Origin of the sequence: Noviherbaspirillum massiliense JC206 (assembly GCF_000312045.1) — a bacterium.
In the GTDB taxonomy this organism is placed as follows: domain Bacteria; phylum Pseudomonadota; class Gammaproteobacteria; order Burkholderiales; family Burkholderiaceae_D; genus Noviherbaspirillum; species Noviherbaspirillum massiliense.
This window is the reverse complement of sequence record NZ_HE978635.1, coordinates 536198-560917: the sequence shown is the minus strand read 5'-3', so window position 1 is coordinate 560917 and position 24720 is coordinate 536198. Positions and strand designations below refer to the sequence as shown.

Annotated in this window: 26 protein-coding genes; 7 read left to right on the top strand and 19 right to left on the bottom strand. The window is 61.2% G+C overall.

All coding sequences use genetic code 11. From position 1 onward, the window contains the following. Positions 1-93 precede the first annotated feature (93 nt). The 4 genes from HGHM_RS18175 to HGHM_RS18160 form a co-directional block, all read right to left on the bottom strand. Positions 94-549 carry a DUF4440 domain-containing protein gene (locus HGHM_RS18175; RefSeq protein ID WP_019142994.1) on the bottom strand — a complete coding sequence of 152 codons (456 nt, stop codon included), beginning with the start codon at positions 547-549 and terminating at the stop codon, positions 94-96. A gap of 93 nt (positions 550-642) precedes the next feature. Then, the gene (locus tag HGHM_RS18170; protein ID WP_019142993.1) at positions 643-1875 is read right to left on the bottom strand and encodes an extracellular catalytic domain type 1 short-chain-length polyhydroxyalkanoate depolymerase; all 1233 of its coding nucleotides are present in this window, start codon (positions 1873-1875) and stop codon (positions 643-645) included. A gap of 19 nt (positions 1876-1894) precedes the next feature. Next, complete coding sequence (locus tag HGHM_RS18165; protein WP_026076182.1) at positions 1895-2320, bottom strand: CopG family transcriptional regulator; 426 nt, start codon at positions 2318-2320, stop codon at positions 1895-1897. A gap of 302 nt (positions 2321-2622) precedes the next feature. Further along, positions 2623-3339: a hypothetical protein gene (locus tag HGHM_RS18160; RefSeq protein ID WP_019142991.1), complete on the bottom strand. Its 717-nt coding sequence runs from the start codon at positions 3337-3339 to the stop codon at positions 2623-2625. Positions 3340-3706: 367 nt separating this feature from the next. Between HGHM_RS18160 and HGHM_RS18155 the strand changes: the two genes are divergently transcribed. Next, a complete protein-coding gene (locus tag HGHM_RS18155; protein ID WP_019142990.1) occupies positions 3707-4048 on the top strand; it encodes a zinc ribbon domain-containing protein YjdM in 342 nt (113 codons plus the stop codon). A gap of 75 nt (positions 4049-4123) precedes the next feature. After that, positions 4124-4987, top strand: a complete 864-nt coding sequence (locus tag HGHM_RS18150) for a spermine/spermidine synthase domain-containing protein (protein ID WP_019142989.1) — start codon at positions 4124-4126, stop codon at positions 4985-4987. Between the two features lie 341 nt (positions 4988-5328). Here HGHM_RS18150 and HGHM_RS18145 read toward each other — a convergent pair whose 3' ends face one another. Both HGHM_RS18145 and HGHM_RS18140 read right to left on the bottom strand, forming a co-directional pair. Next, entirely contained in the window at positions 5329-5748 is a 420-nt protein-coding gene (locus tag HGHM_RS18145; protein ID WP_019142988.1) for a VOC family protein, read from the bottom strand. 303 nt (positions 5749-6051) lie between these two features. Continuing rightward, a complete protein-coding gene (locus tag HGHM_RS18140) occupies positions 6052-6483 on the bottom strand; it encodes an HIT family protein (RefSeq protein WP_026076180.1) in 432 nt (143 codons plus the stop codon). Between the two features lie 85 nt (positions 6484-6568). Here HGHM_RS18140 and HGHM_RS21830 point away from each other — a divergent pair, with 85 nt between their 5' ends. Next, positions 6569-6862, top strand: coding sequence for an HIT family protein (locus HGHM_RS21830; protein WP_019142986.1), 294 nt, complete (start codon positions 6569-6571; stop codon positions 6860-6862). 212 nt (positions 6863-7074) lie between these two features. On the opposite strand, the gene glgX is transcribed toward HGHM_RS21830, so the two are convergent. Continuing rightward, positions 7075-9186, bottom strand: coding sequence for a glycogen debranching protein GlgX (gene glgX / locus HGHM_RS18130; protein ID WP_019142985.1), 2112 nt, complete (start codon positions 9184-9186; stop codon positions 7075-7077). Positions 9187-9651: 465 nt separating this feature from the next. Here glgX and HGHM_RS18120 point away from each other — a divergent pair, with 465 nt between their 5' ends. Continuing rightward, positions 9652-10575, top strand: a complete 924-nt coding sequence (locus HGHM_RS18120) for a LysR family transcriptional regulator (RefSeq protein ID WP_019142983.1) — start codon at positions 9652-9654, stop codon at positions 10573-10575. A gap of 3 nt (positions 10576-10578) precedes the next feature. On the opposite strand, the gene HGHM_RS18115 is transcribed toward HGHM_RS18120, so the two are convergent. The 9 genes from HGHM_RS18115 to HGHM_RS18075 all read right to left on the bottom strand — a co-directional run bounded on the left by HGHM_RS18115 (position 10579) and on the right by HGHM_RS18075 (position 19696). Further along, positions 10579-11082, bottom strand: coding sequence for a DUF4442 domain-containing protein (locus tag HGHM_RS18115; protein WP_161603794.1), 504 nt, complete (start codon positions 11080-11082; stop codon positions 10579-10581). A 33-nt stretch (positions 11083-11115) separates the two neighbouring features. Continuing rightward, positions 11116-11955, bottom strand: coding sequence for an SDR family oxidoreductase (locus HGHM_RS18110; protein ID WP_034349354.1), 840 nt, complete (start codon positions 11953-11955; stop codon positions 11116-11118). A 43-nt stretch (positions 11956-11998) separates the two neighbouring features. Then, positions 11999-12748: an SDR family oxidoreductase gene (locus HGHM_RS18105; protein ID WP_019142980.1), complete on the bottom strand. Its 750-nt coding sequence runs from the start codon at positions 12746-12748 to the stop codon at positions 11999-12001. Positions 12749-12790: 42 nt separating this feature from the next. Further along, entirely contained in the window at positions 12791-13864 is a 1074-nt protein-coding gene (locus HGHM_RS18100; protein ID WP_026076179.1) for a phosphotransferase family protein, read from the bottom strand. A 30-nt stretch (positions 13865-13894) separates the two neighbouring features. Next, entirely contained in the window at positions 13895-15130 is a 1236-nt protein-coding gene (locus tag HGHM_RS18095; protein ID WP_019142978.1) for an acyl-CoA dehydrogenase family protein, read from the bottom strand. 110 nt (positions 15131-15240) lie between these two features. Then, positions 15241-15894 (bottom strand): TetR/AcrR family transcriptional regulator, encoded by a 654-nt coding sequence (locus HGHM_RS18090; RefSeq protein WP_019142977.1) that lies wholly within the window; start codon positions 15892-15894, stop codon positions 15241-15243. Positions 15895-16017: 123 nt separating this feature from the next. Next, a complete protein-coding gene (locus tag HGHM_RS18085) occupies positions 16018-17664 on the bottom strand; it encodes a GMC family oxidoreductase (protein ID WP_019142976.1) in 1647 nt (548 codons plus the stop codon). Positions 17665-17672: 8 nt separating this feature from the next. After that, a complete protein-coding gene (locus tag HGHM_RS18080) occupies positions 17673-18191 on the bottom strand; it encodes a twin-arginine translocation signal domain-containing protein (RefSeq protein ID WP_019142975.1) in 519 nt (172 codons plus the stop codon). Positions 18192-18268: 77 nt separating this feature from the next. Beyond that, a complete protein-coding gene (locus tag HGHM_RS18075; protein ID WP_019142974.1) occupies positions 18269-19696 on the bottom strand; it encodes a coniferyl aldehyde dehydrogenase in 1428 nt (475 codons plus the stop codon). A gap of 427 nt (positions 19697-20123) precedes the next feature. On the opposite strand from HGHM_RS18075, the gene HGHM_RS18070 reads away from it, so the two are divergent. The 3 genes from HGHM_RS18070 (at position 20124) to HGHM_RS18060 (ending at position 22222) form a co-directional block, all read left to right on the top strand. Further along, positions 20124-20597, top strand: coding sequence for a GNAT family N-acetyltransferase (locus HGHM_RS18070; RefSeq protein ID WP_019142973.1), 474 nt, complete (start codon positions 20124-20126; stop codon positions 20595-20597). Between the two features lie 33 nt (positions 20598-20630). Then, positions 20631-20972, top strand: a complete 342-nt coding sequence (locus HGHM_RS18065) for a hypothetical protein (protein WP_148415770.1) — start codon at positions 20631-20633, stop codon at positions 20970-20972. Positions 20973-21049: 77 nt separating this feature from the next. Beyond that, a complete protein-coding gene (locus tag HGHM_RS18060; protein WP_019142971.1) occupies positions 21050-22222 on the top strand; it encodes an ABC transporter substrate-binding protein in 1173 nt (390 codons plus the stop codon). A gap of 47 nt (positions 22223-22269) precedes the next feature. Here HGHM_RS18060 and HGHM_RS18055 read toward each other — a convergent pair whose 3' ends face one another. Genes HGHM_RS18055 through HGHM_RS18045 form a run of 3 tightly spaced genes read right to left on the bottom strand, consistent with a single transcriptional unit; the run spans position 22270 to position 24717 of the window. Then, the gene (locus HGHM_RS18055) at positions 22270-22971 is read right to left on the bottom strand and encodes an ABC transporter ATP-binding protein (protein ID WP_019142970.1); all 702 of its coding nucleotides are present in this window, start codon (positions 22969-22971) and stop codon (positions 22270-22272) included. Then, entirely contained in the window at positions 22964-23716 is a 753-nt protein-coding gene (locus tag HGHM_RS18050; RefSeq protein WP_019142969.1) for an ABC transporter ATP-binding protein, read from the bottom strand. The genes HGHM_RS18055 and HGHM_RS18050 overlap by 8 nt, the downstream gene beginning before the upstream one ends. After that, positions 23713-24717: a branched-chain amino acid ABC transporter permease gene (locus HGHM_RS18045; protein WP_051155362.1), complete on the bottom strand. Its 1005-nt coding sequence runs from the start codon at positions 24715-24717 to the stop codon at positions 23713-23715. Before HGHM_RS18045 ends, HGHM_RS18050 begins: the two co-directional genes overlap by 4 nt. Positions 24718-24720 lie beyond the last annotated feature (3 nt).

Here is a 24720-nt window from a genome sequence, read left to right as displayed (position 1 = left end):
GACCGCTTTATTTAGCGCGTCAATGAGCAGGCGCGGAAGCTAAGGAAAATTGAAGCAGCCCCAATTCGCATGCCGCCGACCTTGCGAAATCCATTACGTCGGTGCGGGCATGGCTGAAGAATGATGATCAACGATCAGCCACCGTCCGTTTACATGGCGGTAGACGAAACTGAATCGAGCGGGACGAACAATTTCTTTGCCGTCGCGTACTTCCGAAAAAGTGTATGTCCCGGTGTTAATTGCGATAGGGCCATAGACGCGAATACGCTGCTCCCCGAGATCCACCTTATACGTTGGCGGCACCGTGCGCAATATGTTGAAGTACTCTCGAACCTTGGCCGGATTATCGCGAAGCGTGGGCGAGCGAGTCCCCCACAACACCGCTTCCGGGTCATAAAGCGCCACAACGCTATCGATGTCGTGACGGGTCATACCCTCAACCCACTGTCGAGTGGCTGCCGCGACTTCGGCTTTCGAGGCATCCGGAGCAGGCCCGGTCTTGCAGCCGAACAGGAACAACGCGGCCAGCAATGCAATGATGACGCGCATATGGCGTGTCACCCCAAGCCGGCTGCTATCCAGCTTGCCAGATTGCGGAGGCACTGCCGCCCCCCGCTTCTGTAGTCCGGCACCGGCTGGACACTAGCCCCCATTCCGTCCATGCGTATAGAAGAAACGGAGCATCTCGCGCGTAGCGTCCGGCCCTTTGGGATCCGTGTAAGAACCCTTGCTGCTGCCGCCGGCCCACGCATGCCCGGCGCCGTGCACGATCCATTTTTCCGCAATGGCTTTGCCTTGCACATCATGCAGAACCGTTCTCGTATAGGTCCGGCCATGCGGGACTGCGCCTTGCTCCACCTTGACGCCCGTATCCAAGCCGGAACCGGCATCAAGCAGCGGGACGCATTGCGCCAATGCCAGGTCCCCGTTGGCCGGATCCACGGTGGTATCGCGGTCGCCGTGGAAAACGATGACCGGCATGGTGTGCCCGAACGGCGTCACCACCTTGCCCCCTGTCTTGCGTGCCGACGTCTTGATCCTGCCATTCTTCATCGCGGCAAAAGCAGATGGCACGTCGTGTGCGACGCCGTACGGCAGGCCAGAATGGATGCCGATCGCAGCATACAAGTCCGGGTAGCTTGCGCCCAGCACGGCCGCCATGGCGCCGCCTGCAGACAAGCCCGCGACATAGATGCGATTAGTGTCGACCGCGTACTCGCGGATGATGGCGCGCGTGATATCGGCAATGATTGCAGGCTCGCCATGATCACGGCGCTGATCGCTGGTGTTGAACCAGTTCCAGCAGTTCGATCCGTTTGCGGCCCTGGCCTGGGCCGGATACACGACGAAGCAATTATTGTCTTCCGCAGCTGCATTCATATTGGTGCCGGCGGCGAAATCGTCCGGGTTCTGCGTGCAGCCGTGCAGCATGACGACCAAGGGCAGCGCCTGACCGGTGTAACCGCTGGGGATGTACAGCTTGTAGTCGCGCGTGCCGGCGTGGTTGGTGCACGATCCGGACAGGAAGCGGCCCTTGCCCGCCGGGGTGACGGCTTCCTTGACTTCGACATCCTCAAATGCTTGCCTGGCCATCGCGCCTGCCCACTTGCCCGGGAATCTGCTCAGGCGATTGAGCATGTCGTCTTGCGGTTGCGCACTCGGATCAACAGCGCGTGCATGCGCTTGATTGATGTCGCGTAGTTCCGGCGCCTTCGGCCGGAGCCGATCCCAGTCTGGTTGCGCGGCCGTTTTGTCCGTTGCATTCGCTCTGTGCAGCGCACGCTGAATTGCGGCAGTCGCGGCCATTGGGCCCTCGTTTTGCAGGATCTGGGTAGCTTCGCGCATTTGCGCGAGAAAGCCTTCATCGATTTTCATAACATTCTTTCGCGTGTAGTTAATGTATCCGTCCGGCCAGGGCGGCCTTGACGGCTGCGCTGGCATGCAAGGCACCCAGCACGGTGACAGAGTCGATGGCGGCCAGTGCCAGTTCGGGCGTGACATCCGCGCCAATGCTGGCCAGCCCCAACACCTGTATCTGAAGCTTCTGTCCTGCGTCCCGCACCGCCTCCAGATCGGCACGGGTGAAATGTTGCAAACCGAGAACCAGACTCTTGCGAGCGACCGTTTGCTTGATCACATCGCCGTGCGACTGCAACTGGTTCCGGATAGCCGTGCGAATCAGATCGGTGCGATTGGAATAAAAGCCCTCCTGCACCAGCAAGTCGATCTGGCCCAGGTCAATCGGGCCAAGATTGATGGTGATTTTTTCCGATTCACCCATTCTTGTCCGATTGTCTTGAGTACTGGTTTCGCGTCCCATGGTCGCCTCCTTGCCGAGTGAGACCATCCATTTACCATCTGGTTCCCATCTATATGGATGGTGTGCAGCGACAGGATCGGGAATTGTTGCATTGGCAATTTGCCGTGTGGACGTTTATGCACGTTCAGCGAGCCATCCGATTCTCAGCCGACATTGAACACGAGGATGGCCCTGCAGGGTGTTCGCGCATTTGCGGGCAAGAAGGCGGGCCGCACATGCGGCCACGGATCAAGGACCGCCGTATGCGGTGGTCCTGGCATGCAGGGGCAGTAGAGGTTAGCTGTAGAGGTTAGCTGTAGCGCTTATTGCGCCGATTGCTGCGCGCGCTTCACTGCGTCGCGCATTGTCTCTGGCATGCAGCGCATAGCCGTGTCGAACAACGACGCCACGGCCTCATGTATATCGGGCCGCTTGTGTTGCTCCGCGACCTCTCGTTCTACATGTCGCCTGATGTCAGCGAACAAGGCTGCGCCAAAGGAAGGGTATCGGCTCGGCAGTGATGCGAGAAAGTCGCGCGCTACCTCGGCGCGCAGCTTGCGGTGCGCTTCGCGTCTCGACTCGAATATCGCTGCGTCTTGCTCATTGAGGATGGTGAAATGCCCTTGCTTGTCGCGTTCTATTTCAGCTGCGATCATTTCCGCGCATCTCGATGCGATCCGCAGGGCCAGCCTGGACTTGAACGTGGAACCGGCATCGACGTTTGTTCGTAATAGCGAAAGAGTCTCACTTCCCGCATCCGCCTCCAGCCCTTCACGCAGGCGCGCGGCACGTTCGCTCGCATCCTGTTCCAGCCCCGCAGTCAGTACATCTGCGGCGCATTCGGCCCCATACGCCTGCAAGGCAGCTACGGCAGCCATTTTCTCTGGCGGGACCGAGTCGTTTCTTTCCTTGCGCAAGCCCGCAAGGCTCGATTCCGGTGCGGAAGCGTTGGAAATGACAGCCGTCAAAGCGGACGCAAGCGCATCTGCCACGGCAGCCTGGTCGATGGATTGCAGAGCGGGCTCGAGATTGGTGTTCATGATGTTCCCTTGGATGGGTCGGCGCTTCCGACCAGTGCCTTATTGACACGGCCTGGATCGCTTGGTTCTGGGGGCGTGGCTTGCCCGCTTGCATTTGTTTTGCGGAAAAGGCAGCTGCTGCCGCCGCCGCCGGAACAGGGGGGCTGGATAAGACAGATTGCTGCGTGCGCCGTGCGAAAAATTTCGACCAGCTTGACTCCTGTCCTCGACCAACACTAAGTCGCTGAGCGTGTCCCTTTGCATGCCTGCAGCTATCCGGTGTACTGCCTCACAGATTCAAATCCACGAATGCCGAAATGGTTGGCGCCCGCCCGCGCGGTATACTTGCGCCCTTTTGCAGGCATCGCCCGAGACTGAAGAACACGCCATGAATACATTACCCGCTTGCCCAAAGTGCAATTCCGAATTTACCTATGATGATGGCGGCAACTATACTTGCCCGGAATGCGCCCATGAATGGTCAGCGCAAGCCGCTACGGCGCCCGCAGATAGCGAAACGGTCTATCGCGACTCGGCCGGCAATGTGTTGAAAGATGGTGATACGGTTACGGTCATCAAGGACTTGAAACTGAAGGGGTCGGCAGGCGTCATCAAGATGGGCACCAAGGTCAAGAATATCCGACTGGTCGACAGTGATCACAATATCGACTGCAAGATCGATGGCTTCGGCGCCATGAGTCTGAAATCGGAGTTTGTCAAAAAGGTATGACGAGGGTGCATGCTGCGCCTTGCGGGTGCAGGCACGTATGCACTATTCGCACGGTATGAAATCAAGTAGTTCTACATGAAAAATTCGCAACGCGATGATGCCATCACCCTTCCCCCGCATTTTGCCGACGCACTGAACAACAGCGGGGGCAAGCCTTTCGCGTTTGACCATGGCGACATGCGCACCTTGCACTTTGATGAAAAATACATTCAAAGTGCGATGCGGATTTCGGCCCCCGACGACCTGCTGCTCAGTTATACCCAGGCCATGATGGGATTCTTGCTGTTTAATCCGGCCCCGCAGCACATCCTCATGATTGGCCTGGGCGGGGGTTCGCTAGCAAAATATTGCTACCGCGGGCTGCCCGCGACTCGCATCACGGTTATCGAACTGGATACCGATGTCATTGCGCTGCGCAGCACGTTCTGCGTTCCCGACAATAACGACCGGTTTCAGGTAGTTCAGGCTGATGCGATAGACTATCTGTCTGCCATGAACGACCAAGTCGACGTCATCCTGCATGACGGCTTTACGGCGGACGGGCTCGCCCCCACGCTCAGCAGCGAGGCTTTCTACCGGCGGTGCCATGACGTACTTGAACAGAACGGTGTTCTCGTATCGAACCTTTGGGGAGATACGGCTGATCTTTTACCCATGATGAAGCGGCTATATGGTGTTTTCCACGGCAATTTATGGTGGTGCGACGCCAGCAGCAGCTTCAACCGCATCGTCTTCTCGGGAAGAAATGTAGACGCGGCGAGGTTTCACTTATCGCTTCGAAAACGAGCGGCCCAGCTCGACCTACATCACGGATTCTCATTCCGCGATCTCGCTGACAGGCTAAAGACTGCATGCGGTAAGAATCGTGCGGAGTTCGAAGCGATTGCGGGGGCCCAAACGTTTGCTCAGGCCATGCAGGCTGAGTGTTCTGATGCATGAAAGCTGCCAGTGATCTGACGGGATTACAAAACTTGGGATGGCCCGCACTCTTACTCTCCGCTTTTCAGCATTGTTTGTCTGCTCACCTTGGATGGTACAGCGAAGAAGGTGTAAGCATTTGATATCGCGGACGTCATGACTGGAGAGCATCGGTGAGTCTACGGGTACGCGTCGACGCTGGATGTGAGCGTTTTTTCGCAGGCATGAGTGTCGATGAAGACCCGAGGCAATAAATAACAGGTGCCGAAAATACGTCCGCTTGCGACCCGAAGCGGACATGGACGAACTGATCACATCCGCTTCGAAGCGAACACGGGATGTCCTAGCCAGCAGCCGAGCTACTAGAGCATTGGAAGCATTTGCGGATTGAACACGATCTCCCACAGATGCCCGTCCGGATCGGCGAAATAGGCCGCATACCCTCCGTAAAACGTCTCTGCCGCTGGCTTGACAATCTGGGCACCGGCTTTTCGCGCTTCTTCTAGAACTGTATCGACCTCATCCTTGGAAAACACGTTGTGGCCGATGGTTGATCGCACATATCCGTCCTGAATCTGTAGTCCAGTATCGGCGGCAATACTTTTCGTCGGCCACAAGGCGAGTTTGAGTCCACCGGACAGATTAAAAAAGGCGACCGCGCCGTTCTCGAATTCAGTACCAATAATACCTTCCGTAGCCAAGCCAAGCCCGTCACGGTAGAACCTGACGGAGCGTTCGAGGTCTTGTACGCCGAGGGTAAGAACAGAAATTCTAGCTTGCATGACGTTCTCCACAGATGAAAGGAAGTGAACATCACCAAACGGGATCGCTGTGGAATGGGCACACGACCACCATCCTGAGCCCGTTGAGTCAGGTGAAGGTCGTGGGGTTGGGCTGATGCCAACGCAGAATTCCCGAGGGAACGGCCGGACTAACCATACCGGCCCGTCTTTTTCGACGCTTGAATGCTATCACATCACATTGAAACGATGTCCGCTTCTGGCCGAAAGCTGGAGATCGCCAGAGACTGGTATCGGCCAGAAGCGGACACTCAAACGGTGATTTGGTATTGGCGCGTTAGAAATTTAATCTGATCTAGCAGGCAAGGCCGCGACAATCCGGGCTGCAATTTCGCGTAGCCTGTCGAGATCTGCGGGAACGGCGGCGTGTGGCCTAAGCGGCTCCGCCTGATGCCTTGGGATAATATGAAAATGAACATGGGGCACAGTTTGCCCCGCTGCACTTCCATTGAGCTGGGCAATCATGATGCCTGGCGCATTCAGCGCAGCCTTTACCGCCGCCGCCACTCTTTTAACCGTGCGAATGCATGCCGCGGCGCTCTCTTCAGAGAGCTCGAATATTTCGACAGCCGGCTCCCTTGGAATGACAAGGACATGCCCTTCAGACTGCGGCATAGCGTCCATAATCACGACGGTTGCGTCGTCTTCGTACACTCTGACGGATGGGATCTCGCCGCGTAAAATTCTGGCAAATACATTCTGGGAATCATATTTCATAAGTCGTACCATCGAAATGAATAGCCTGATTGTCAAATGGAAAGACAAGGCGCCTGCATGCCGAAGCGCCTAGCATTTAAGGCAGATGCTAGCAGAAGCCGTGCGACATCACCTGTTCGACATTTGCAACCGCATCGTGACCTCGCAACGAAAGGCCGGGTTCGGCGTCGGTGGCACCCACTTCCTGCTGAATGACGGCAAGGCAGCGAACCAGCACGTCCCGCATGTGCACTTCCATCTGATCCCGCGCAGCGGCCGGGATAACGCGGGCTTCTTTTTACGCATGGTGTTACACCTCACCGGCCTGTTCGGCAGGCGCACGTCATTTCCGACACTTCAGGAGCAGGCCGCGCTCATACGCGGCCATCTCGTGCCTTAAGCGTCCTGGGGTAGCAAGACCACGCTGCGCGGGCAGGAAATGACTGCGCCCGGCGCCTCACTCAAAATCCTAGAGCAGATTTCGATTTGCGAAGGGGAAGTAGGGTGCGCCACGCGCACCATGCAATTCCGGTGCACATGGCGCACCCTACTTCAGTCCTTCAGGCTTATGGAAGCTGCTTTAGGTCGTCGCGTCGCGTCGTCGCTGACTTGTTATGCGGCCAATTTCGCCGGTACCCGATTCGCCAGCACCACTACGCCATGTCCCTGCACCGTCGCTTCCGGTTCCGCGATCTTTCGGACCACGGTTTGCTGCTCTGCGCTGTCGAGCAGCAGATACCACTCGTCCCGCGGCGGCGGAAAACGGAAGGTGATCGGATCGGCAGCAGCGTTGACCAGCATCAGGACGACATCGATCTTCCCGTTGCCATTGACGCTGGCGCGCTGCACCGCCAGCGCGCGCGCTTCCGGATTCTGCCAGGCCTCGGACGAGAGCTGTTCGCCGCGTTCGTCGAACCAGGCAATGTCGCGTATGCCCGGTGCCAGTTCCTCTCCGTGGAGGAAGCGGTACGACTGCAGCGCTTCGAACTCGTGGCGAATTGCGGTGAGCCGCCCGACATAGTCGATCAGCGCCTGTCCCGCGGGCTCCTGCGCCATGTTCCAGTTCACCCATGAAATCTCGTTGTCCTGGCAATAGGCATTGTTGTTGCCCCCTTGCGTGCGCCCGAATTCATCGCCGGCCAGCAGCATCGGCGTGCCCTGCGAAAACAGGAGCGTGGCGAGCATGGCGCGCTTCACCCGCTCGCGCACCTCGCGTACCGCCGGATCGTCGGTCGGTCCTTCCGTGCCCCAGTTGGCGCTGTAGTTCTCGGAATGGCCGTCGTTGTTGTTTTCGCCGTTGGCTTCATTGTGCTTGTGCGTATAGCTGACGAGGTCGTGCAGGGTAAATCCGTCATGCGAGGCGACGAAGTTGACGGAGGCCCAGGGCTTGCGGCGGCGCCGGTTGAACAGTTCGGCCGAGCCCGACAGGCGCGCGGCGAAGTCGCCGCGCTGGCCGGAATCGCCGCGCCAGAAGCGGCGCACGCCGTCGCGGAACTTGTCGTTCCATTCCGCGAAGCGCGGCGGATGATTGCCGAGCTGGTAGCCGCCGGGCCCGATGTCCCAGGGTTCGGAAATGAGCTTGAGCTGCGACAGGACCGGGTCCTGCAGGATCGCGTCGAAGAAGCCCGAACCCGGGTCGAAGCCGGTGCCTTCGCGGCCAAGAGTCGCGCCGAGGTCGAAGCGGAAACCGTCGACGTGGAAGGACTCAGCCCAGTAGCGCAGGGAATCGAGCACCATTTGCAGCACGCGAGGATGCGAGACGTTGAGCGTGTTGCCGCACCCGGTCTCGTTGATGTAATAGCGCTCGTTGCCCGGCACCAGGCGGAAATAGCTTGGGTTGTCGAGGCCGCGGAAGCAGATGGTCGGTCCCATCTCGTTGCCGCTGCCGGTATGGTTATAGACCACGTCGAGGATGACTTCGATGCCGGCCGCATGCAGGCGCCGCACCGCCAGCCGCATGTCGTTCAGGCCACCCTGCGACAGATAGGATGGTTCGGGCGCGAAGAAGGACAGCGGGCTGTAGCCCCAGTAATTGCGCAAGCCCTTCTGCAGCAGGTAGTTTTCCTGCATGAAGGCATACACCGGCATCAGTTCGATGGCGGTCACGCCCAGCTTGTGCAGGTGTTCGATGAAGCGCGGATTGGCCAGCGCGGTGAAAGTGCCGCGCATGTCCGGGCGCAAGTCGTCGCGCAGCATGGAAATGCCGCGCACATGCGCTTCATAGATCACGGTCTTTTCCCAGGGGGTCCGAGGCCGGCGGTCGTCGCCCCAGTTGAAGGCATCCTCGACCACCACGGCTTTGGGCATGGCGGGCGCGCTGTCGCGCCGGTCGAAGCTCAGATCGGCGCGCGCGGATCCGATCCGGTATCCGAACAGGGCATCAGTCCAGCGCAGGGGGCCTGACAATTGGCGCGCATACGGATCGAGCAGCAGCTTGTGGTGATTGAAGCGGAAGCCGCGCTGCGGATCGTAGGGCCCGTAGGCCCGATAGCCGTAAAGCAAGCCGGGGCCGGCTTCGGGCAGGTAGCCATGCCAGACTTCGTCGGTGCAGTCCGGCAGCGGCAGGCAGGCCAGCTGGCGGCGCCCGGCCTGGTCGAAAATGCATAGCTCGATTTTTTCAGCATTCGCCGAAAACACGGCGAAGTTCGTGCCCGAGCCATCGTAAGTGGCGCCGAGCGGATACGGCCTGCCGCGCATCAGGCGGTCAGGGATTTGGAAGAACATGGATTACTCCTGGAACCTGGGACGGCTGAATGGGACGATGCGATGGCGACTGTTCATGCTGGCTTTCACGCTGGCGCAGGCGCTGATGCGCCGGGCTGTTGCGGCATAGTTTTCCTTTCATTAAATCAATTCTTGAATCCCAACAAGCAGGAACCGTGCGCAGCGATGCATTTTTTTCTACTTCCGCACATGGGAGCCGAAAAGGGCTTTATGCGACCGGTATTGCGGAGACATAGGCGCCAGCGAACGCGTTCTGTGCATCGTCCATAAAAGCTTTCGCTCCCGTAATTTGTACATGCAGCATGTAAAAAAGAACGGGCATTTGCGAAGACAAGCGCTTAAAATTGTTTCGCTTCGGCAATCGCCATGCGCCTGCCTTAGGAGGCGCTTGTGCCGCCCCTTGCGGGACGCGCCTGTTCCGTACGCAAACCGATTTTCATCCGACCTGAGAACCTGGAACCCGACATGAGTCAACGGGATGTGCGACTCGATTTCAACCTGCTCAAGATCCTGGACGCCATCTATACCCATGGCGGGATCACTGGGGCGGCGCGTGCCCTGCACCTGACGCAGCCGGCCATTACCCATTCCCTCAACCGGCTGCGGGAACTCCTGGGCGATCCCTTGTTCGTTCGCCAGGGAAACAGGATGGTCGCCACCCACAGGACGCGCGCGATCATGCCGAAGATTCAGCTGCACCTGAATGGCTTGCAGGCGGCGGTGTCGATGGAGGAAGCATTCGATCCCGCCGGCCTCGACCTCGTGTTCACCGTCGGTTTCCGCGACGTGCTCGAATCGATTGCCTTTCCCCTGCTGGTTGCCCGGCTTGCAGAGGAAGCGCCGCGGGCGAAGGTCCTCAGCCGCCCGGTGGTGCGCAGCGAAGTGGAAAGGCAGTTGAATTCCGGCGCGGTCGATCTCGTGGTCGACCGGCGGCTGCAGGCGATGGCGCGGGTCCGCAGCGCCTATCTCTGCGACGACTCCCTGGTCGTCGTCATGTCAGACAGGCATCCGCTGGCGTCGGATCCGCTGCAGCGGCGCGACTACCTGAGTGCGCGGCACGTCGCGGTGTCACAGGAAAGCGGGAGCGAAGCGCTGGATGCATTGCTGAGGGAGGATGGCAAGACGCGTGACATCGGCCTGGTGTGCCAGCATTATTTTGCCGCCGCCGAAGTCGCGGCAAGCAGCGACTGGCTGCTGACAGTGCCCGGCTTTTACGCGCAGCGCCTGTCGCGGGTATTGCCGGTGGTGGTGCGGCCGCTGCCGATCCGGCTGAAAGCGATGCGCATCGAAATGTACTGGCATGAATCCCGGGACAATGACCCGGCGCAGAGCTGGTTCAGGGAACTCATCGCCTCGATCAGCAGGCAGGCTGCAGGCCAGCTGCAGTGAAGCTTATCTGCGCCGCTTGAACCACGCGATGTCCATGTAGCCGCTCACCGGCGTCGCGCCGGTTGAGTCGACCACCGTGACAGGAATCCGCACGCTCCCCTTGTCCTGCGCCAGCATATCCGCCAGTTCCTTGCCGTCATGCCTGGCTGTTGCCCGGACAGCACCGGTGATCGGCTTGTGGATTTCGAGGTGCATGGTTTTTACCACCACCACCTTGTCGGCATCCGCATACTGGCCGAGCAGAAGTCCCGATGCATATTCGCATGCGAGATTGATGGCTGCCGCATGAATGCCACGCACATGGTTGCGCAATGCGCGGTGATTGGGCACGGCGATTGTTATTTCATCCTTCGCCATGTCGGCAATCCGCATCCGGTTGGTCCGGAAGTAAGGACTGAAGCGGCCAAACAGAAAACTCAGGATTCGGTATTGGAGGGGCCTCGGCAGCGGCGACAGGCGCGCCTGGATGGATGCCAGCAGGCTTTTGCGGCGGACGGAATCGTTCATTTCGGTTTCCATGGATGGATCGCCCTTCCCGCCTCAGCGGGCCGGCTCGGCTGTCCGCGCTGTCCTGGCACGCGACGAGCGGAAGCCGCGCGTCATCTTGGCCATGATGTTCAGGTAGGTGCGCACCGGCGCATAGCACTTCATCAGATAAGCCTTGCGGTCATCCGCATGCGGCAGCACCAGGAAGCGGTTGGCGCGGACGGCGTCGAAAATGCGGTCGGCAATCTCCGGCGCAGTGATGCGCGCCTTGCGGAACAGCTTTTCCATCACGACAGCAGCGTTCGGGTCGCTGCTGCGCAGGGATTCGTTCAGGTTGGTGCGGAAGAACGAGGGGCAGACCACGGTGACGCCGATGCCGTCGTGCGCCAGTTCGAGGTGCAGGGTTTCGGACAAGGCGACCACGGCCGCCTTGCTGGCGTTGTAGCTGCCCATGGCGGGCGGATGGACCAGGCCTGCCATGGAAGCGATGTTCACGAACCGGCCCGATCCCTGCGCCTTGAACAGCGGCGCGAATACCTGGCATCCCCGGACCACGCCGAGCAAGTTGATGTTCAGGATCCATTGCCATTGCTCGATGGTTTCGCCGCTCAGCTCGCCGGCCGTCGCCACGCCCGCATTGTTGACGACGATGTCGACGCCGCCCCACTCCCGCTGCAGCAGGTCGGCCACGGCTTGCAGGTCTTCGGTTTTGGTGACATCGCAGCGCCGGTACAGGGCGCTTCCACCCATCTTCGCGATCTCCGCTGCCACGCCCTGCCCGCGCTCGTCGTTGAGGTCGCCGATGCAAACCCGGGCGCCGGTGCGGGCCCAGCGCAGGGCGATTTCGCGGCCCAGCCCGGAAGCACCTCCGGTAACGAAAATGCGTGTAGTCATCGATTCATTCCCCATTCAATTGCAGTGCCGTGTGCAAACTCGGTTATGCAAACTTCGCGACCAGCGACAGCGGCATCACTCGCAGCAGGCCGCCGACCAACATCCATGGCCAGGACGGCACGTAAGCCTTGGCCGGCTCGCGCTCGATCGCCTTGGCCAGTGCCGCGCTGCCGGTGCGCGCGTCGACTTCGAAGGGCAGCTTCTTTGCACCGGCATTGAGTTCGGTCCGGATGTAGCCGGGGTAGATTGTCGATACCTTGATCGGCGTGGCAAGCAGTTCGGCGCGGATGCCTTCAGCCAGCGTCGCCAGACCAGCCTTGGTCGCCGCGTAGACGGTGAGATGCTTGGGCAAGCCGCGCAGCGCGCTCATCGAAGAGATCGCTACCAGGTGACCCTGCCCCTGCTTGCGGAAGATTTCGACCGCCGCTTCGCATTGCGCCAGTGCGGCGAGGAAGTTGGTTTGCGCCGTCCGGGCATTGGCTTCGAAATTCCCGGTGCCGACTCTTCGACCCGTGGCGACACCTGCGTTCACGATTACGCGGTCAAGACTGCCGAGCTCGTCAGCGAATTGGCGGAAGGTTTTGAATACCGCGTCCGCATCATTCACGTCGAGCGGCTTGACCAGCACCCGGATGCCCGGATGCTTGCCTTCCAGTTCCGCCTTGAGGGCGAGCAGGCGCTCGGTTCTCCTTGCGCATAGCGCCAGGTTGCGTCCCTTCGCCGCGAATTCGCGTGCCATTCCCTCGCCGAGACCGGAGCTTGCGCCGGTGATCAGGATATTTTTTCTGAGCATTTATTTACCGATAGGTTAAAAAGTTTCAGCCGCTGCTGCGGTTCAGCGGCCGTGCTGCCTGATCAGCTGGCGGCAGCGCCAGGCACAGTAGTTGACCATCACCCAGTAGTGCTTGAAGGCGGGATTGGCGGTCTGCTTGTGGTGGTAGCGATAGTAGATCTGCTGCGCGATGACGGCGAGGCGGAACAAGCCGAACACTTCGTAAAAGATCCAGTTGTCCGCCTTCAGGCCGCTGCGTTCCCGGTAATAGTCGACCACCTGCCTGCGGCTGAGCATGCCTTTCAGGGTGGTGGGCTGGCGCTGCGTGGATTTCATCAGGAAGCCGTCGCCTGCCTCGACCCAGTATGCCAGCATGCTTCCCAGTTCCATCAGCGGATCGCCGAGCGTCGCCATTTCCCAGTCGAGCACACCGATGACGCGCGTGGGATCGTCCGGGGCCAGCACCACGTTATCGAAGCGCCAGTCGTTGTGGATCAGGCAGGTCTTCACATCTTCCGGGATGCGCTCCTGCAGCCAGTTGCGGACATAGCTGAAATCCGAGACGTTCCAGGTCTTCGCCTTCAGGTAGCGGGCCGACCGGCCTTCGACCTGGCGGCGTGCGTAGCCCGCACCCTTGCCGAGATCCTGCAACCCGGCCGCACGGTAATCGACCTGGTGCAGTTCGACCAGCTTGTCGAGCACATTCAGGCACAGCCGGCGCACGTCCGCTTCCGTCATCTCCAGCCCGCGCGGCAGGTGGCGCCGTGGAATGATGCCTTCGATGCGGTCCATCACGTAAAAATCGTCGCCGATCACGGCATGATCGATGCACAGCCCGACCATGGCCGGCACCACCGGATAGACCGGCTTGATCGCATGCTGAACCTTGTACTCGCGCACCATGTCGTGCGCCGACTTGGCCTTGGTCCCCATCGGCGGGCGCCGCAGGATCAGGTCACGGTTGTCATACTTGAGGCGGTAGGTCCAGTTCGAGGCGCCGCCCGAGAATTGCGTTACCTGCGGTTCCCCGATCAGTTCCACTCCGGTCGAGCGCAGCCATTCCGTCACGGCCCGCGCATCGAGTTCTTCGCCCTGGCGCACCGCCCTGGCCTGATCAATCAAGCTGGTTTTATTCATCGTTCTTCGATCACAAAAATGTCGCGCCGCTCAGCGCTTCTTGTACCCGCGCTTTTCAAGCTCGATCTTGGCGATCACCGCCTTGTGCACCTCGTCCGGCCCGTCGGCGATACGGATTGAGCGGCCCTGGATGAAGAAGGCCGGCAAGGGCGTATCGTCGGACACGCCGGCGCCGCCATGGATCTGGATCGCCATGTCGGTAACGCGCTGCAGTACATTCGGCGCAACCACCTTGATCGCGGAAATCTCGGTCATCGCCGCCTTCGCGCCCACCTTGTCGATCTTCCACGCGGCATACAGCGTCAGCAGCCGCGCCTGGTCGATCGCCATGCGTGCTTCAGCGAGCCGCTCCCGGTTCCCGTCCAGCATCATGACCGGCTTGCCGAAGGCGACCCGCTTCATGCCGCGGTGGACCATCAGGTCCAAGGCGGCTTCAGCGGCGCCGATGCAGCGCATCGCATGATGGATGCGCCCGGGACCGAGCCGGCCCTGGGCAATTTCGAAACCACGTCCCGCGCCGGCAATGAAGTTCGACAGCGGCAGGCGCACATTCTTGAAATGCACTTCGCCATGGCCATGCGGTTCGTCGTAGGCGCCAAACACCGGCAGCATGCGGGTGATAGTCACGCCAGGCGTGTCGATCGGCACCAGCACCATCGAATGCTGCTGGTGCGGGCCCTTGGAAAAATCGGGCGTGTGCGCCATGACGATGAGGATTTTCGTGTGCGGGTCGCCGATGCCGCTCGACCACCATTTCTTGCCGCTGAGGATGATCTGGTCATTCTCGACCACGGCGGTGGCCCGCATGTTGGTGGCATCGGACGAAGCGACATCCGGCTCCGTCATGCAGAAGGCGGAGCGGATTTCACCGTTCAGGAGCGGCGTCAGCCATTGCGCCTTCTGCTCGTCCGAGCCGTATTTCCAGAGCACTTCCATGTTGCCGCTGTCCGGCGCATTGCAGTTGAAGACGGTCGGCGCCAGCAGGCTGCGCCCGGTCTCCTCCGCAATCGGCGCATAGTCGAGCGTGCTCAGGCCCGCGCCCAGCTTTTCATCGGGCAGGAACAGGTTCCACAGGCCGGCAGCCTTCGCCTTGGCCTTCAGGGTTTCCAGCATGGGCGGGACGCTCCAGCGCTTCCAGTCCGAGCCATTGTTGGCAGCGCGGATGCCGGCCCAGAAGTCCGCCTCGACCGGCGTGATTTCGTCCTGGATGAAGGTTTTTACCCGCTTCAGGTATTCCGCCGATTTCGCGCTTGGTTCGAAGTCCATGGCCTGCTCCGGAGTGAAAGACAGCCAAGTCTAGCCAAACCGGACAGCCGTGGTGAATTGATCGTTTTTGATGCCGGCCATAAATCCAGTTTATGACCTTAAGGACGGGGCTAGGCCTTGACCAGGCGATGGAAAATCTCGATCAGCTGGCGCCGCAGCTCGCCGATGGCTTGCGTATCGCCGGCCAGATGCTGCTGGAGGAAGTAGCGCACCAGGGCATCGATCGTCAGGTACAGGCTCAGGGCATCGGAGGGCGACTTTTTCGCGCCCAGCGCGCGTACCCGTGCCAGGAATCGTTCCGCCACCCCGATCAGCCGGCCTTCGATCTCCTTCACGATGGGGCGGAATGCCGGATCGAACAGCGCCTGCGTGCGCACGTCGAACCAGAGCCGGTGGAGGTGGCCGTCGTCCTCGATCACATTGGCGATCGCATCCGTGCCCATGGCGGCCAGGCCATCGAGGGTGGCGGCCGAATCGATGAGCGTGTCCAGCGAACCGATGAAACCGTCCTTGTACAGCTGTAAGCCGTAGATCAGGAGGTCGTTCTTGTCCTTGAAGTAATAGTGGATGCTGCCGAGGGACGCGCCCGAGCGCGCCGCCACTTCGCGCAGGTTCAGCTGTGCAAACCCGAGGTCGGCAAGCGCTGACAGCATATGCAGGGCGAGCTCGCGCTTTTTGTCGCTTTGCGCGTCCGGTTTCCCGTTCGGCTTGGTGCTGCGAGGCGGGCGACGGGTGCCAGCCTTGCCCTTTTCCTTCAATTCCATTCTTGCGGCATTCTTTAAGTGCGATGGGAGGCCGTCATTGTACCCGCTGCGTCCCTGGCTCACACGCAGGAAGAGACCTGACCTGACGGTCCTGCCGGCATTGCGCGCGGCAGGAACGCCTCGTCAAGCCGCGCTGCGCTGCAATACCGGCGCCGGCTTGCCCGTCAGCTGCTGTGCGAGCCCGCTCGCAAGCCGCGCTGTCATGCCATAGATCGACAGTTGCGGGTTGGCGCCGATCGAGGTCGGGAACAGCGAGCCGTCATGCACCGACAGGTTGGCGACGCCGTGATAGCGCCCGCTGGACGACACCACGCCCTGCTTCACGTCGTCCGACATGGTGCAGCCGCCCATGACGTGGGCCGACACCACGTGCGCCAGGAAAGGCTTGTACGGGAATTCCTCGATTGCTTTCTTGGCGGCGTTCCAGCTGGTGTAACCTTCGGACAATTCATGGACCGGATAGACGCTCTTGGCACCGGAGGCGAACTGGATCTCTGCCATCGACAGCAGGGCGCGCTTCGCCCCGTCCCAGATATAGTCCGTGATCGGATAATCGAGCACGGGCGAACCATCGTCGCGCAACTGCACTGTACCGCCAACCGATTCTGGATGGAAGCCGTCGCGCAGCAATGCGATGAGAGTATGCGTGTGGGCAAACTGCTGCATCATCTCGGTATGGCGCGTGCCGAAGCCGACCATGGTGGAAGCGAACAGCAAGGGATGCAGGGGCGGCACTTCGAGCTTGTAGCCGATCGGGCCGTCGACCGGCTGGGTGTGCAGGAAGTGATCGGAATAAATGGATTGAGGCGCGCCGGCATAACCGTTCACCTGCTGCTCGAACAGCCCCGATGAGATCACGACCGGATGCAGGAAGGTACGCTTGCCAAGCAATCCTTGCGGATCGGGCGCTTTCGAGCGCAGCAGCAAGCCCGGCGAATTGATCGCGCCGCCGGCGACCACGTAATGCCGGGCGCGCACGGTGACGGTCTTGCCGGAGGGCTTCAGACCGCTGTCATCCAGCGCCAGGCAGGACAGGCTCTCGACCCGGTCGCCCTTGAAGTTGAGCTTCTCGGCACGCGCGCGGGTAAACAGCATGGCGCCATGCGAGAGCGCCGACGGAATGGTCGTCACCAGCATGGATTGCTTCGCATTGGTGGGACAGCCCATGCCGCAATAGCCGAGGTTCCAGCAGCCGACCACATTGCGCGGGATCACTGCGGTCGGGATGCCAAGCTTCGCCGCGCCGCGCCGCAGCAGGTCATTGTTTTCATTCGGCGGCACTGCCCACGGGCCGACGTTCAGCCGCCGCTCCATCATCGCGAACCACGGCGCCAGCGTCTGCGGCGAATAGTCCTTCAGGCCGAAGTTCCTGCCCCAGTAGTTCAGGGTATCTTCCGGTGTGCGAAAGCTCGAGGTCCAGTTGACCGTGGTCGAGCCGCCCACGCTGCGCCCCTGCATGATGTTGATGGCCTTGTCCTTGGTCTTGCGCGCGGCGGATTCCTGGTACAGCGCCGGATAGGCCTGCGCTTCGCGCATCTTGAAATCCTTCGATGACTTCAGGGGCCCTTCCTCGATCATCACGACCTTCAGGCCGGCCAGCGCCAGCATTTCGGCGGTCACGCCGCCTCCGGCGCCGGTGCCGATGACGGCAACGTCGGCCTCGACATCACGGTTGTCGCTCAGGGTCGAGGCATCGATGACTTTCCAGCCGGAGGCAAGGCCTTCCTGGATCGGATCGGGTATGGGGCTGTTCGAATTTTTTGTCGTCATGATCTGCCTCAGCTCAGTTCCTTGATCGGGCCGGGATAACCGATGGATGCCCAAGTCGATTCATCCGCATACCAGGGGCCTGCCACCAGTTCATGCAGGGCCTGGTAGGCCGCCTGCAGCAGCTGCAGGCGATGCGTGCGCCAGTTCTGCAGGAAGGCGGCGATGTCCTCCCGCTTCGCCTGCGCCCAGTCGTCCGGCAGGCCGACCAGGAAGCGGCGGGTGGGACCGAGCGTGAGCAATGCGAACAGATCCTGCACTTCCTTCTGGATATTCAACGGCAAGCCGTGGATGGCATCCTGCGTGCGCTGCACCGCGGCCTGGATGTCGCTCGTGCCCGGACGCAGCGCGCCGTCGAGCATGACGGATGCGATGGCGCCGAGCGCGGTACGGGCATCGCCATCGAGGGTGTAAGGCGTCAGCGTCGCAGGTTGCCGCGTCATGCGGTAGATGCCGCCCGCCGTTGCCAGCGCGAGCGCGCCGACGATGCCGGCTTTCAGGAAGCTGCGGCGAGAAAGCGTGTTTGCCATATGTCTCCCAATATTGTTCTAATCGACCCCGCCGCCGCGGCAGTGCGTCGCGGCATGGCGCTCATATGCCGCAAGCCTTACCGGATCATGATGCTCATCATCTTCCTGAAGCGGCTGCCGTACGGCGGCTGCACCAGCCACATGCCGTTCAGGCGCGACTGATAGACGACCGGCTTGAGTTTGGTGAAGGTGTTGAATCCGTGCTCGCCGTGATAGGCACCCATGCCGCTTTCGCCGACGCCGCCAAAGGGCAGCTCATCCTGGGCGATATGCAGCAGCGTGTCGTTCACCGTCACGCCGCCTGCGTTCGTCTGCGCCAGCACGCGCTCGATGCTCTTGTCATTCCTTTCGAAGACATAGAGCGCGAGCGGATGCGGATGGGCATTGACGTAAGCCATGGCTTCCTCGATCGAGCGGTAAGTCTTCAGCGGCAGAACCGGTCCGAAGATTTCTTCCTGCATCAGCTTCGCCTGCTCGCTCGCGCCGGTGACCAGCACGGGCATCATCTGGCGGCCCGTCTTGGGCGCGGTTTCATCCGCAAGCGGATGCGCGGCCGCGCCCATGCGCTTGGCTTCATCGACCAGGGACAGCAGGCGCTCGCGGTGCCGCTCGGTGATGATGCTGGCGTAATCCCTGTACTGCCGCTCGGCAGGATAGAGTTTGGCGAAGACCTCGCGCGCGGTGCGGATGAAGCGTTCTTCCGAGCCTTCCGGCAGCAGCACGTAGTCCGGCGCAATGCAGGTCTGGCCGGCATTGAACAGCTTGCCGCGCAGGATGCAGGTCACGGCGTTTTCGAAGTCGGCTTCCGGCCCGATGATGGCCGGCGATTTGCCGCCGAGTTCCAGCGTGACCGGTGTCAGGTTCTGGCTTGCGGTACGCATGACTTCCCGCCCGATGCGGGTCGAACCCGTGAACAGCAGGTGATCGAACGGCAGTGCGCTGAAGGCGCTTGCCACGGAGGCGTCGCCGTTGATCACCTTGATCTCGGCCGGGTCGAAGTGCCGGGCGATCAGTCGTTCGAACAGTGCTGCGAATTCCGGCGTGAATTCGGACAGCTTGAGCATGGCCCGGTTGCCGGCGGCAAGCGCGGCTGAGAGCGGCCCGACGGCGAGGTACAGCGGATAGTTCCAGGGAACGATGATGCCGACCACGCCGAGCGGCTGGGGAATGAGCATGGAGCGCGCGGGCTTGAACCACAGTCCGGTACGGCGCCGGCGCGGCTTCATCCATTTCCGGCCGTGGCGAAGCGCATCGTCGATGGCTTGCAGGGATGGGAAGACTTCGAGCAGTTCGGTCTCCTCCTGCGGCCGGTGGGAGAAATCGCGGCTGACGGCCGCAGCGATTTCCATGCGGTGCGCCAGCACCATCGAGCGCAGGCGGCGCAGCCGGCCGGCCCTGACTTCCCAGCCCGGCGTCAGGTCCTTGCCGTGGGCCGCGCGCATGGATGCGAACGCAAGCTCCAGTCGATCGTCAAACGCGGGTTTCGGCATCGCAAATGCATTCATTTTTTACCCCTCAAAGAAGCCAGCATCGATCAAACAAAGCCGAATGCGCCCGACTCATCTCCTCCGCCGCTTGCACTCTGCTGCCCGGGCCGACCCTTGTACTGGGTCTCTGCCGTTGCTGTCAATGCCGCTTTTGCCCGGCGAGCGCCGGCGCGGCAATGACCATGTCTTATGTTGCGAAACCAATGGTAAGGAGCATTTGGACAAATGTCCAGCATCGGGTGCAGAAAGCTTGCGCAAATTGCCCAAGCCGGCGCCGGGCTCGGGAATCGGGGGCAAAGCCGCGGCCAAAAGTTAAATCTTTCCGGGTGGAATATGCGGCGATGGCTTCTGACCAAAGCCACCCGGAGCGGCCCGCCTTCATGCCATACTCGGAAGTCGGCAAGACATGCGAAAATTTTCCACGACAGAATAAGTCTTATCGCTCATGAAAACGGACTCAGGTACCCGGATCAGACCAGCCACGGCGTCGGATGCAGGCGCGCTTGCGCAACTGCTGGCCGAGCTCGGCTATCCCGGCACGGAAGCCTTCATTGCGCAGAAGATCGCGCAACAGGCGGCGCATCCCGATGCGCTCCTGCTGGTGGCGACAGAAGGGGAACGGATACTCGGATTGATTTCCCTGCATTTCATTCCGCAACTGGCCCTGCCCGGCGACTTTTGCCGCATCAGTTATTTCTGCGTGTCTGAAACTGCGCGGGGACGCGGCATCGGCGCGCAACTGGAACGGCGGGCGGAATCGGAAGCCAGGGCGCGGCATTGCGACCGTATCGAATTGCACTGTCATTCCAGGCGTACCGGTGCGCACCGGTTTTATGCACGCCAGGGTTATGAAGAGTCTCCCAAATATTTCATGAAAACCCTCACTGAACTCACTGAAACAGGCTCCTTTGCCGTGTAAGTACCTGCAGATATGCGATCACTCGATTTTTTGATGACCGTGACGAAAAACTTTTCCCGGCTCGGTGACAGCGCAAGAGCTGTGCTGGGGCGCGCGGCGATCCTTGCATTGTGGCCTTTCCTCGTGGCGGGCTGTGTATCCCGGCATTCCTTCGAAAGCGACATTGCGTCCTGGGTCGGGGCGCCGATCAACCAATGGAGATGGCATAACGGCGAACCTGCCAGGATCCTCGCGAAGGACGGCGGACACAGGATCTTCGTGTACCGGATGAAGAATGAGGATTGCACGGTGTACTGGGACGTCAACGAGAACAACCTGATCAGCAGCTACCGGATAGAAGGCACGGATTGCCGGTGGGCGCCGGACCCGATCTGAACGGGTAGCGCCGCCCGAGGGCAATCCGTTATCATCTCCGCCCTTCCCGATCATCACGATTCCCCCAGGAGACCCTCATGCATTTCAAGAAGATGCTGGCCGTTCTTGCCCTGTGCAGCCCGCTCGGCCTTGTACCTGCGGCGCATGCCCAGGATGTCATCAAGGTCGGCCTCATCGCCTCTTTCTCCGGCCCCTTCGCCGATTACGGCAGGCAGATGCAGGCCGGAATCAGAACGTACATGCAGCAGCACGGCGACATCGTTGCAGGCAAGAAGATCGTGATCATCGCCCGGGATACCACCGGGCCGGCGCCGGAAGTCGCCAAGCGGCTCGCGCAGGAACTGGTGGTGCGTGACAAGGTGGACTTCCTGGCTGGCTTCGGCCTCACGCCGGAAGCGCTGGCCGCGGCACCGATTGCCGAGCAGGCGAAAAAACCGATGATCATCATGAATGCGGCGACCTCGGTAATCACGGCCAAGTCGAACTACATCGCACGCGTTTCGATGACGCTGCCGCAGACATCCCAGCCGATGGGCAGCTGGGCGGCGAAAAACGGCATGAAGAAAGTGGTGAGCCTGGTCGCGGATTACGGCCCGGGCATCGATGCCGAAGCCGCGTTCAAGTCCAGCTTTACTGCCGGCGGCGGGCAGCTGGTCGAATCGATCCGCGTGCCGCTGCGCAATCCCGAATTCGCGCCCTACATCCAGCGCATCCGGGATGCGAAGCCGGATGCGGTGTTCGTATTCGTGCCGGCGGGCGAACAGAGCATCGGCTTCATGAAGGCTTACCGGGAACGGGGTCTCGCCGAAGCCGGCATCAGGGTGATCGGCACCGGCGACCTGACCGACGACCATGTATTGAATGCGATGGGCGACCCCGCGCTCGGCGCGATCACCACGTCCCACTATTCGGCCGCCCACGATTCGCCGGAGAACAAGGCATTCCTGAAAACCTATGCGGCCGCCAATCCGGAAGCGGGCCGCCCGAACTTCATGGCGGTTGCCGCCTATGACGGCATGGCTGCCATCTATCAGGTGGCGCGCCAGCTCGATGGAAAAATCGACGGCGACAAGGCGATGGCCGTGCTGAAGGGACTGAAGCTCATCAGCCCGCGCGGCCCGATCACGATCGACCCGGTTACCCGCGACATCGTGCAGACGGTGTACGTGCGCAAGGTGGAGAAAGTCGGACGCGAGCTGTACAACGTGGAATTCGACAAGTTCGCCAACGTGAAAGACCCGGGGAAATAGGACAGGCGGGCAATCCCGCTTTCAGCCCTTCGCCGCAGACACGGCGTTCAAGCGACCGCAACGAGCCTGCTCAGCGCTTGCGCGTCCTGCAGCAGGCTGGCGCTGTCCGATGCATGCACGATGCGTCCCCGGTCGAGCACGATCGCGCGCCGGGTCAGCGCCAGCGCGAGCCGCGCATGCTGCTCCACCACGATCACCGACATGCCACGCTCGGCCACCAGCAACCGGATCACGCGCGTCAGTTCCTGCACGATGACCGGCGCCAGCCCCTCCATCGGTTCATCCAATAGCAGCAGCCTGGGATTGACCATCAGCGCGCGGGCAATGGCAAGCATTTGCTGTTCGCCGCCCGACAACTGGTTGCCCATGTTGGTGCGCCGTTCCCGCAACTGCGGAAACAGCTGGTAGACCATGGGGACGGTCCATTCACCCGGACGCGCCACTGCCGTCAAGTGCTCCTCGACAGTAAGCGATGGATAAATCCAGCGCTCCTGCGGCACCCAGCCAAGGCCGGCATGCACCCGCCTGTGGGTCGGCATGCGGGCGATCTCGGCACCGCGCCAGCGGATGCTGCCACGGTGCAGGCGCGTGAATCCCATGAGCGTTGCGAGCAGACTGGTCTTGCCGACCCCGTTGCGCCCGAGGAGCGCCAGGCTGTCGCCTTCCTGCATGCTGAAGGAGATATCTTCAAGTATGACTGCGTCGCCATAACCGGCACTGACGCTGTCCAATGCAAGCAGCTCAGCCATGCGCGCTTTCTCCCAGGTAGACTTCCCTCACCCGCGGATCGGCGGCGATGTCGTCGGGGCTGCCTTCCGCCATCACCCTGCCGCCTGCCAGCACGGTGATGCGCTCGGCAAAACGGAATACCAGGTCCATGTCATGCTCAATGAACAGGATGCCGACCTCGCGCGGCAAGCGTGCAATGGTCTCGAACAATTCGCCGCTTTCGGCAGATGGAATGCCGGCTGCCGGCTCATCGAGCAGCAGGAGCTTCGGCCGCCCGGCGAGCGCGAGTGCAATTTCGATCAGGCGCTGCTTGCCGTACGCCAGATTGCGAACGACGGTATTCAGCTCCCGCTCCAGCCGGAGCATGGCAAGCAGGGACATCGCTTCATCCGCAGCCGCATGCTGTTGCGCAACCGTCCGGTACCAGAGCCTGTGCATGCCTTCCCGCTCGACGATGGCCAGGATCACCGACTCGAGCACCGTCAAGCCGGAAAACAGGGTGTTGATCTGAAAGGTGCGGCTCATGCCGCGTTTGACCCGCACATGCTGCGGCAGGCCGGTAATGTCCTCGCCGTTAAAAAACACCTTGCCGGACGTCGGTGCAAGCACGCCCGTCAGCAGGTTGATGAAAGTGGTCTTGCCGGCGCCGTTCGGGCCGATCAGCGCATGCCGCGCGCCCGGCGCGAGAGAAATGCTGATATCGCTGTTTGCGGCAAAGCCGCCCCAACGCTTCATCAGGCCTTCGGTACGCAGCAAGGCATTCATCGCTTCGCCTCCCCTGCCCTCGCAAGCAGCAGGGTGTGCAGGCGTTGCACGCCGCCGAGGATGCCGCCGCGTGCGAACAAGACGATGACAATCAGCAGGAGACCGAGCCAGAACTGCCAGTACACCGGGTTAAGTCCGGCAATGTAATCCTGGGCGAGCATGAATACCGCCGCGCCGACCAGCGCACCGTACAGTCGCCCGGTGCCGCCAAGGACCAGCATGATCAATACTTCCGCCGAACGCGAAAAACCGAGCGTATCGAGACCGACGAATTGGGTGGTCTGGGCCAGAAGCGCCCCTGCCAGCCCGGCAATCGATGCACCAATGGTAAAGACGATGGCAAGCCGCTTGTTCACGTCGGCTCCAAGTGCCGGCATGCGGCGAGCGCCTTCGCGGATGCCGACCAGGCTCAAGCCAAACGGCGAATTGACCAGGCGGCGCAACAGGACGACGACGAGGAATAGCACAAGCAGGCTGTAGACATAAGCGGTCTTTCCGTATAGGTCGAATTCGAAGTAACCGAACAGCTTGTCCATTGCCACGCCCGACAAGCCGTCGATGCCGCCGGTAATGGAGGCCGCCTTGTTGGCGACTTCGAAGATCATCAGTCCAAGTCCGAGCGTGACCATCAGGCGCGTCAGGTCCTGGCCGCGCACTACAAGAAAGGCCGCAAGGAAACCTGCAAGCCCGGCAATTGCAGCACCAACCAGCAAGCCACTGACGGGCTCGCCCCAGCCATGCGCGGCAAGCAAGCCGGCACTGTAGGCACCGATGCCGAAGAAAGCGGCATGGCCGAGCGACACGATGCCTGCATAGCCGAGGATCAGGTCGAGCGACACGGCAAACAGGCCGGTGATCATGACCTGGCTGCCGACCATCAGGTGTTCCGGGAACAGGAAAAAAGCGGCGACGGGAAGCAGCCAGAACAGGATTTCCGGCAGACGCCAGCGGTCATGGGGGAGCTGCAGTGTTTCCGTGGCCGCAGGCGTGTCGGCCCGCATGCC

Coding starts and splice junctions, on each gene's coding strand:
- HGHM_RS18155 (WP_019142990.1), top strand. CDS start 3,707: ATGAATACATTACCCGCTTGCCCAAAGTGCAATTCCGAATTTACCTAT.
- HGHM_RS18115 (WP_161603794.1), bottom strand. CDS start 11,082: ATGAACGATTCCGTCCGCCGCAAAAGCCTGCTGGCATCCATCCAGGCG.
- HGHM_RS18100 (WP_026076179.1), bottom strand. CDS start 13,864: ATGAATAAAACCAGCTTGATTGATCAGGCCAGGGCGGTGCGCCAGGGC.
- HGHM_RS18160 (WP_019142991.1), bottom strand. CDS start 3,339: ATGAACACCAATCTCGAGCCCGCTCTGCAATCCATCGACCAGGCTGCC.
- HGHM_RS18140 (WP_026076180.1), bottom strand. CDS start 6,483: ATGAAATATGATTCCCAGAATGTATTTGCCAGAATTTTACGCGGCGAG.
- HGHM_RS18070 (WP_019142973.1), top strand. CDS start 20,124: ATGAAAACGGACTCAGGTACCCGGATCAGACCAGCCACGGCGTCGGAT.
- HGHM_RS18090 (WP_019142977.1), bottom strand. CDS start 15,894: ATGGAATTGAAGGAAAAGGGCAAGGCTGGCACCCGTCGCCCGCCTCGC.
- HGHM_RS18105 (WP_019142980.1), bottom strand. CDS start 12,748: ATGCTCAGAAAAAATATCCTGATCACCGGCGCAAGCTCCGGTCTCGGC.
- HGHM_RS18085 (WP_019142976.1), bottom strand. CDS start 17,664: ATGACGACAAAAAATTCGAACAGCCCCATACCCGATCCGATCCAGGAA.
- HGHM_RS18150 (WP_019142989.1), top strand. CDS start 4,124: ATGAAAAATTCGCAACGCGATGATGCCATCACCCTTCCCCCGCATTTT.
- HGHM_RS18045 (WP_051155362.1), bottom strand. CDS start 24,717: ATGCGGGCCGACACGCCTGCGGCCACGGAAACACTGCAGCTCCCCCAT.
- HGHM_RS18080 (WP_019142975.1), bottom strand. CDS start 18,191: ATGGCAAACACGCTTTCTCGCCGCAGCTTCCTGAAAGCCGGCATCGTC.
- HGHM_RS18110 (WP_034349354.1), bottom strand. CDS start 11,955: ATGACTACACGCATTTTCGTTACCGGAGGTGCTTCCGGGCTGGGCCGC.
- HGHM_RS21830 (WP_019142986.1), top strand. CDS start 6,569: ATGCTAGCAGAAGCCGTGCGACATCACCTGTTCGACATTTGCAACCGC.
- HGHM_RS18095 (WP_019142978.1), bottom strand. CDS start 15,130: ATGGACTTCGAACCAAGCGCGAAATCGGCGGAATACCTGAAGCGGGTA.
- HGHM_RS18165 (WP_026076182.1), bottom strand. CDS start 2,320: ATGGGACGCGAAACCAGTACTCAAGACAATCGGACAAGAATGGGTGAA.
- HGHM_RS18050 (WP_019142969.1), bottom strand. CDS start 23,716: ATGAATGCCTTGCTGCGTACCGAAGGCCTGATGAAGCGTTGGGGCGGC.
- HGHM_RS18120 (WP_019142983.1), top strand. CDS start 9,652: ATGAGTCAACGGGATGTGCGACTCGATTTCAACCTGCTCAAGATCCTG.
- HGHM_RS18170 (WP_019142993.1), bottom strand. CDS start 1,875: ATGAAAATCGATGAAGGCTTTCTCGCGCAAATGCGCGAAGCTACCCAG.
- glgX (WP_019142985.1), bottom strand. CDS start 9,186: ATGTTCTTCCAAATCCCTGACCGCCTGATGCGCGGCAGGCCGTATCCG.
- HGHM_RS18075 (WP_019142974.1), bottom strand. CDS start 19,696: ATGAATGCATTTGCGATGCCGAAACCCGCGTTTGACGATCGACTGGAG.
- HGHM_RS18065 (WP_148415770.1), top strand. CDS start 20,631: ATGACCGTGACGAAAAACTTTTCCCGGCTCGGTGACAGCGCAAGAGCT.
- HGHM_RS18060 (WP_019142971.1), top strand. CDS start 21,050: ATGCATTTCAAGAAGATGCTGGCCGTTCTTGCCCTGTGCAGCCCGCTC.
- HGHM_RS18145 (WP_019142988.1), bottom strand. CDS start 5,748: ATGCAAGCTAGAATTTCTGTTCTTACCCTCGGCGTACAAGACCTCGAA.
- HGHM_RS18175 (WP_019142994.1), bottom strand. CDS start 549: ATGCGCGTCATCATTGCATTGCTGGCCGCGTTGTTCCTGTTCGGCTGC.
- HGHM_RS18055 (WP_019142970.1), bottom strand. CDS start 22,971: ATGGCTGAGCTGCTTGCATTGGACAGCGTCAGTGCCGGTTATGGCGAC.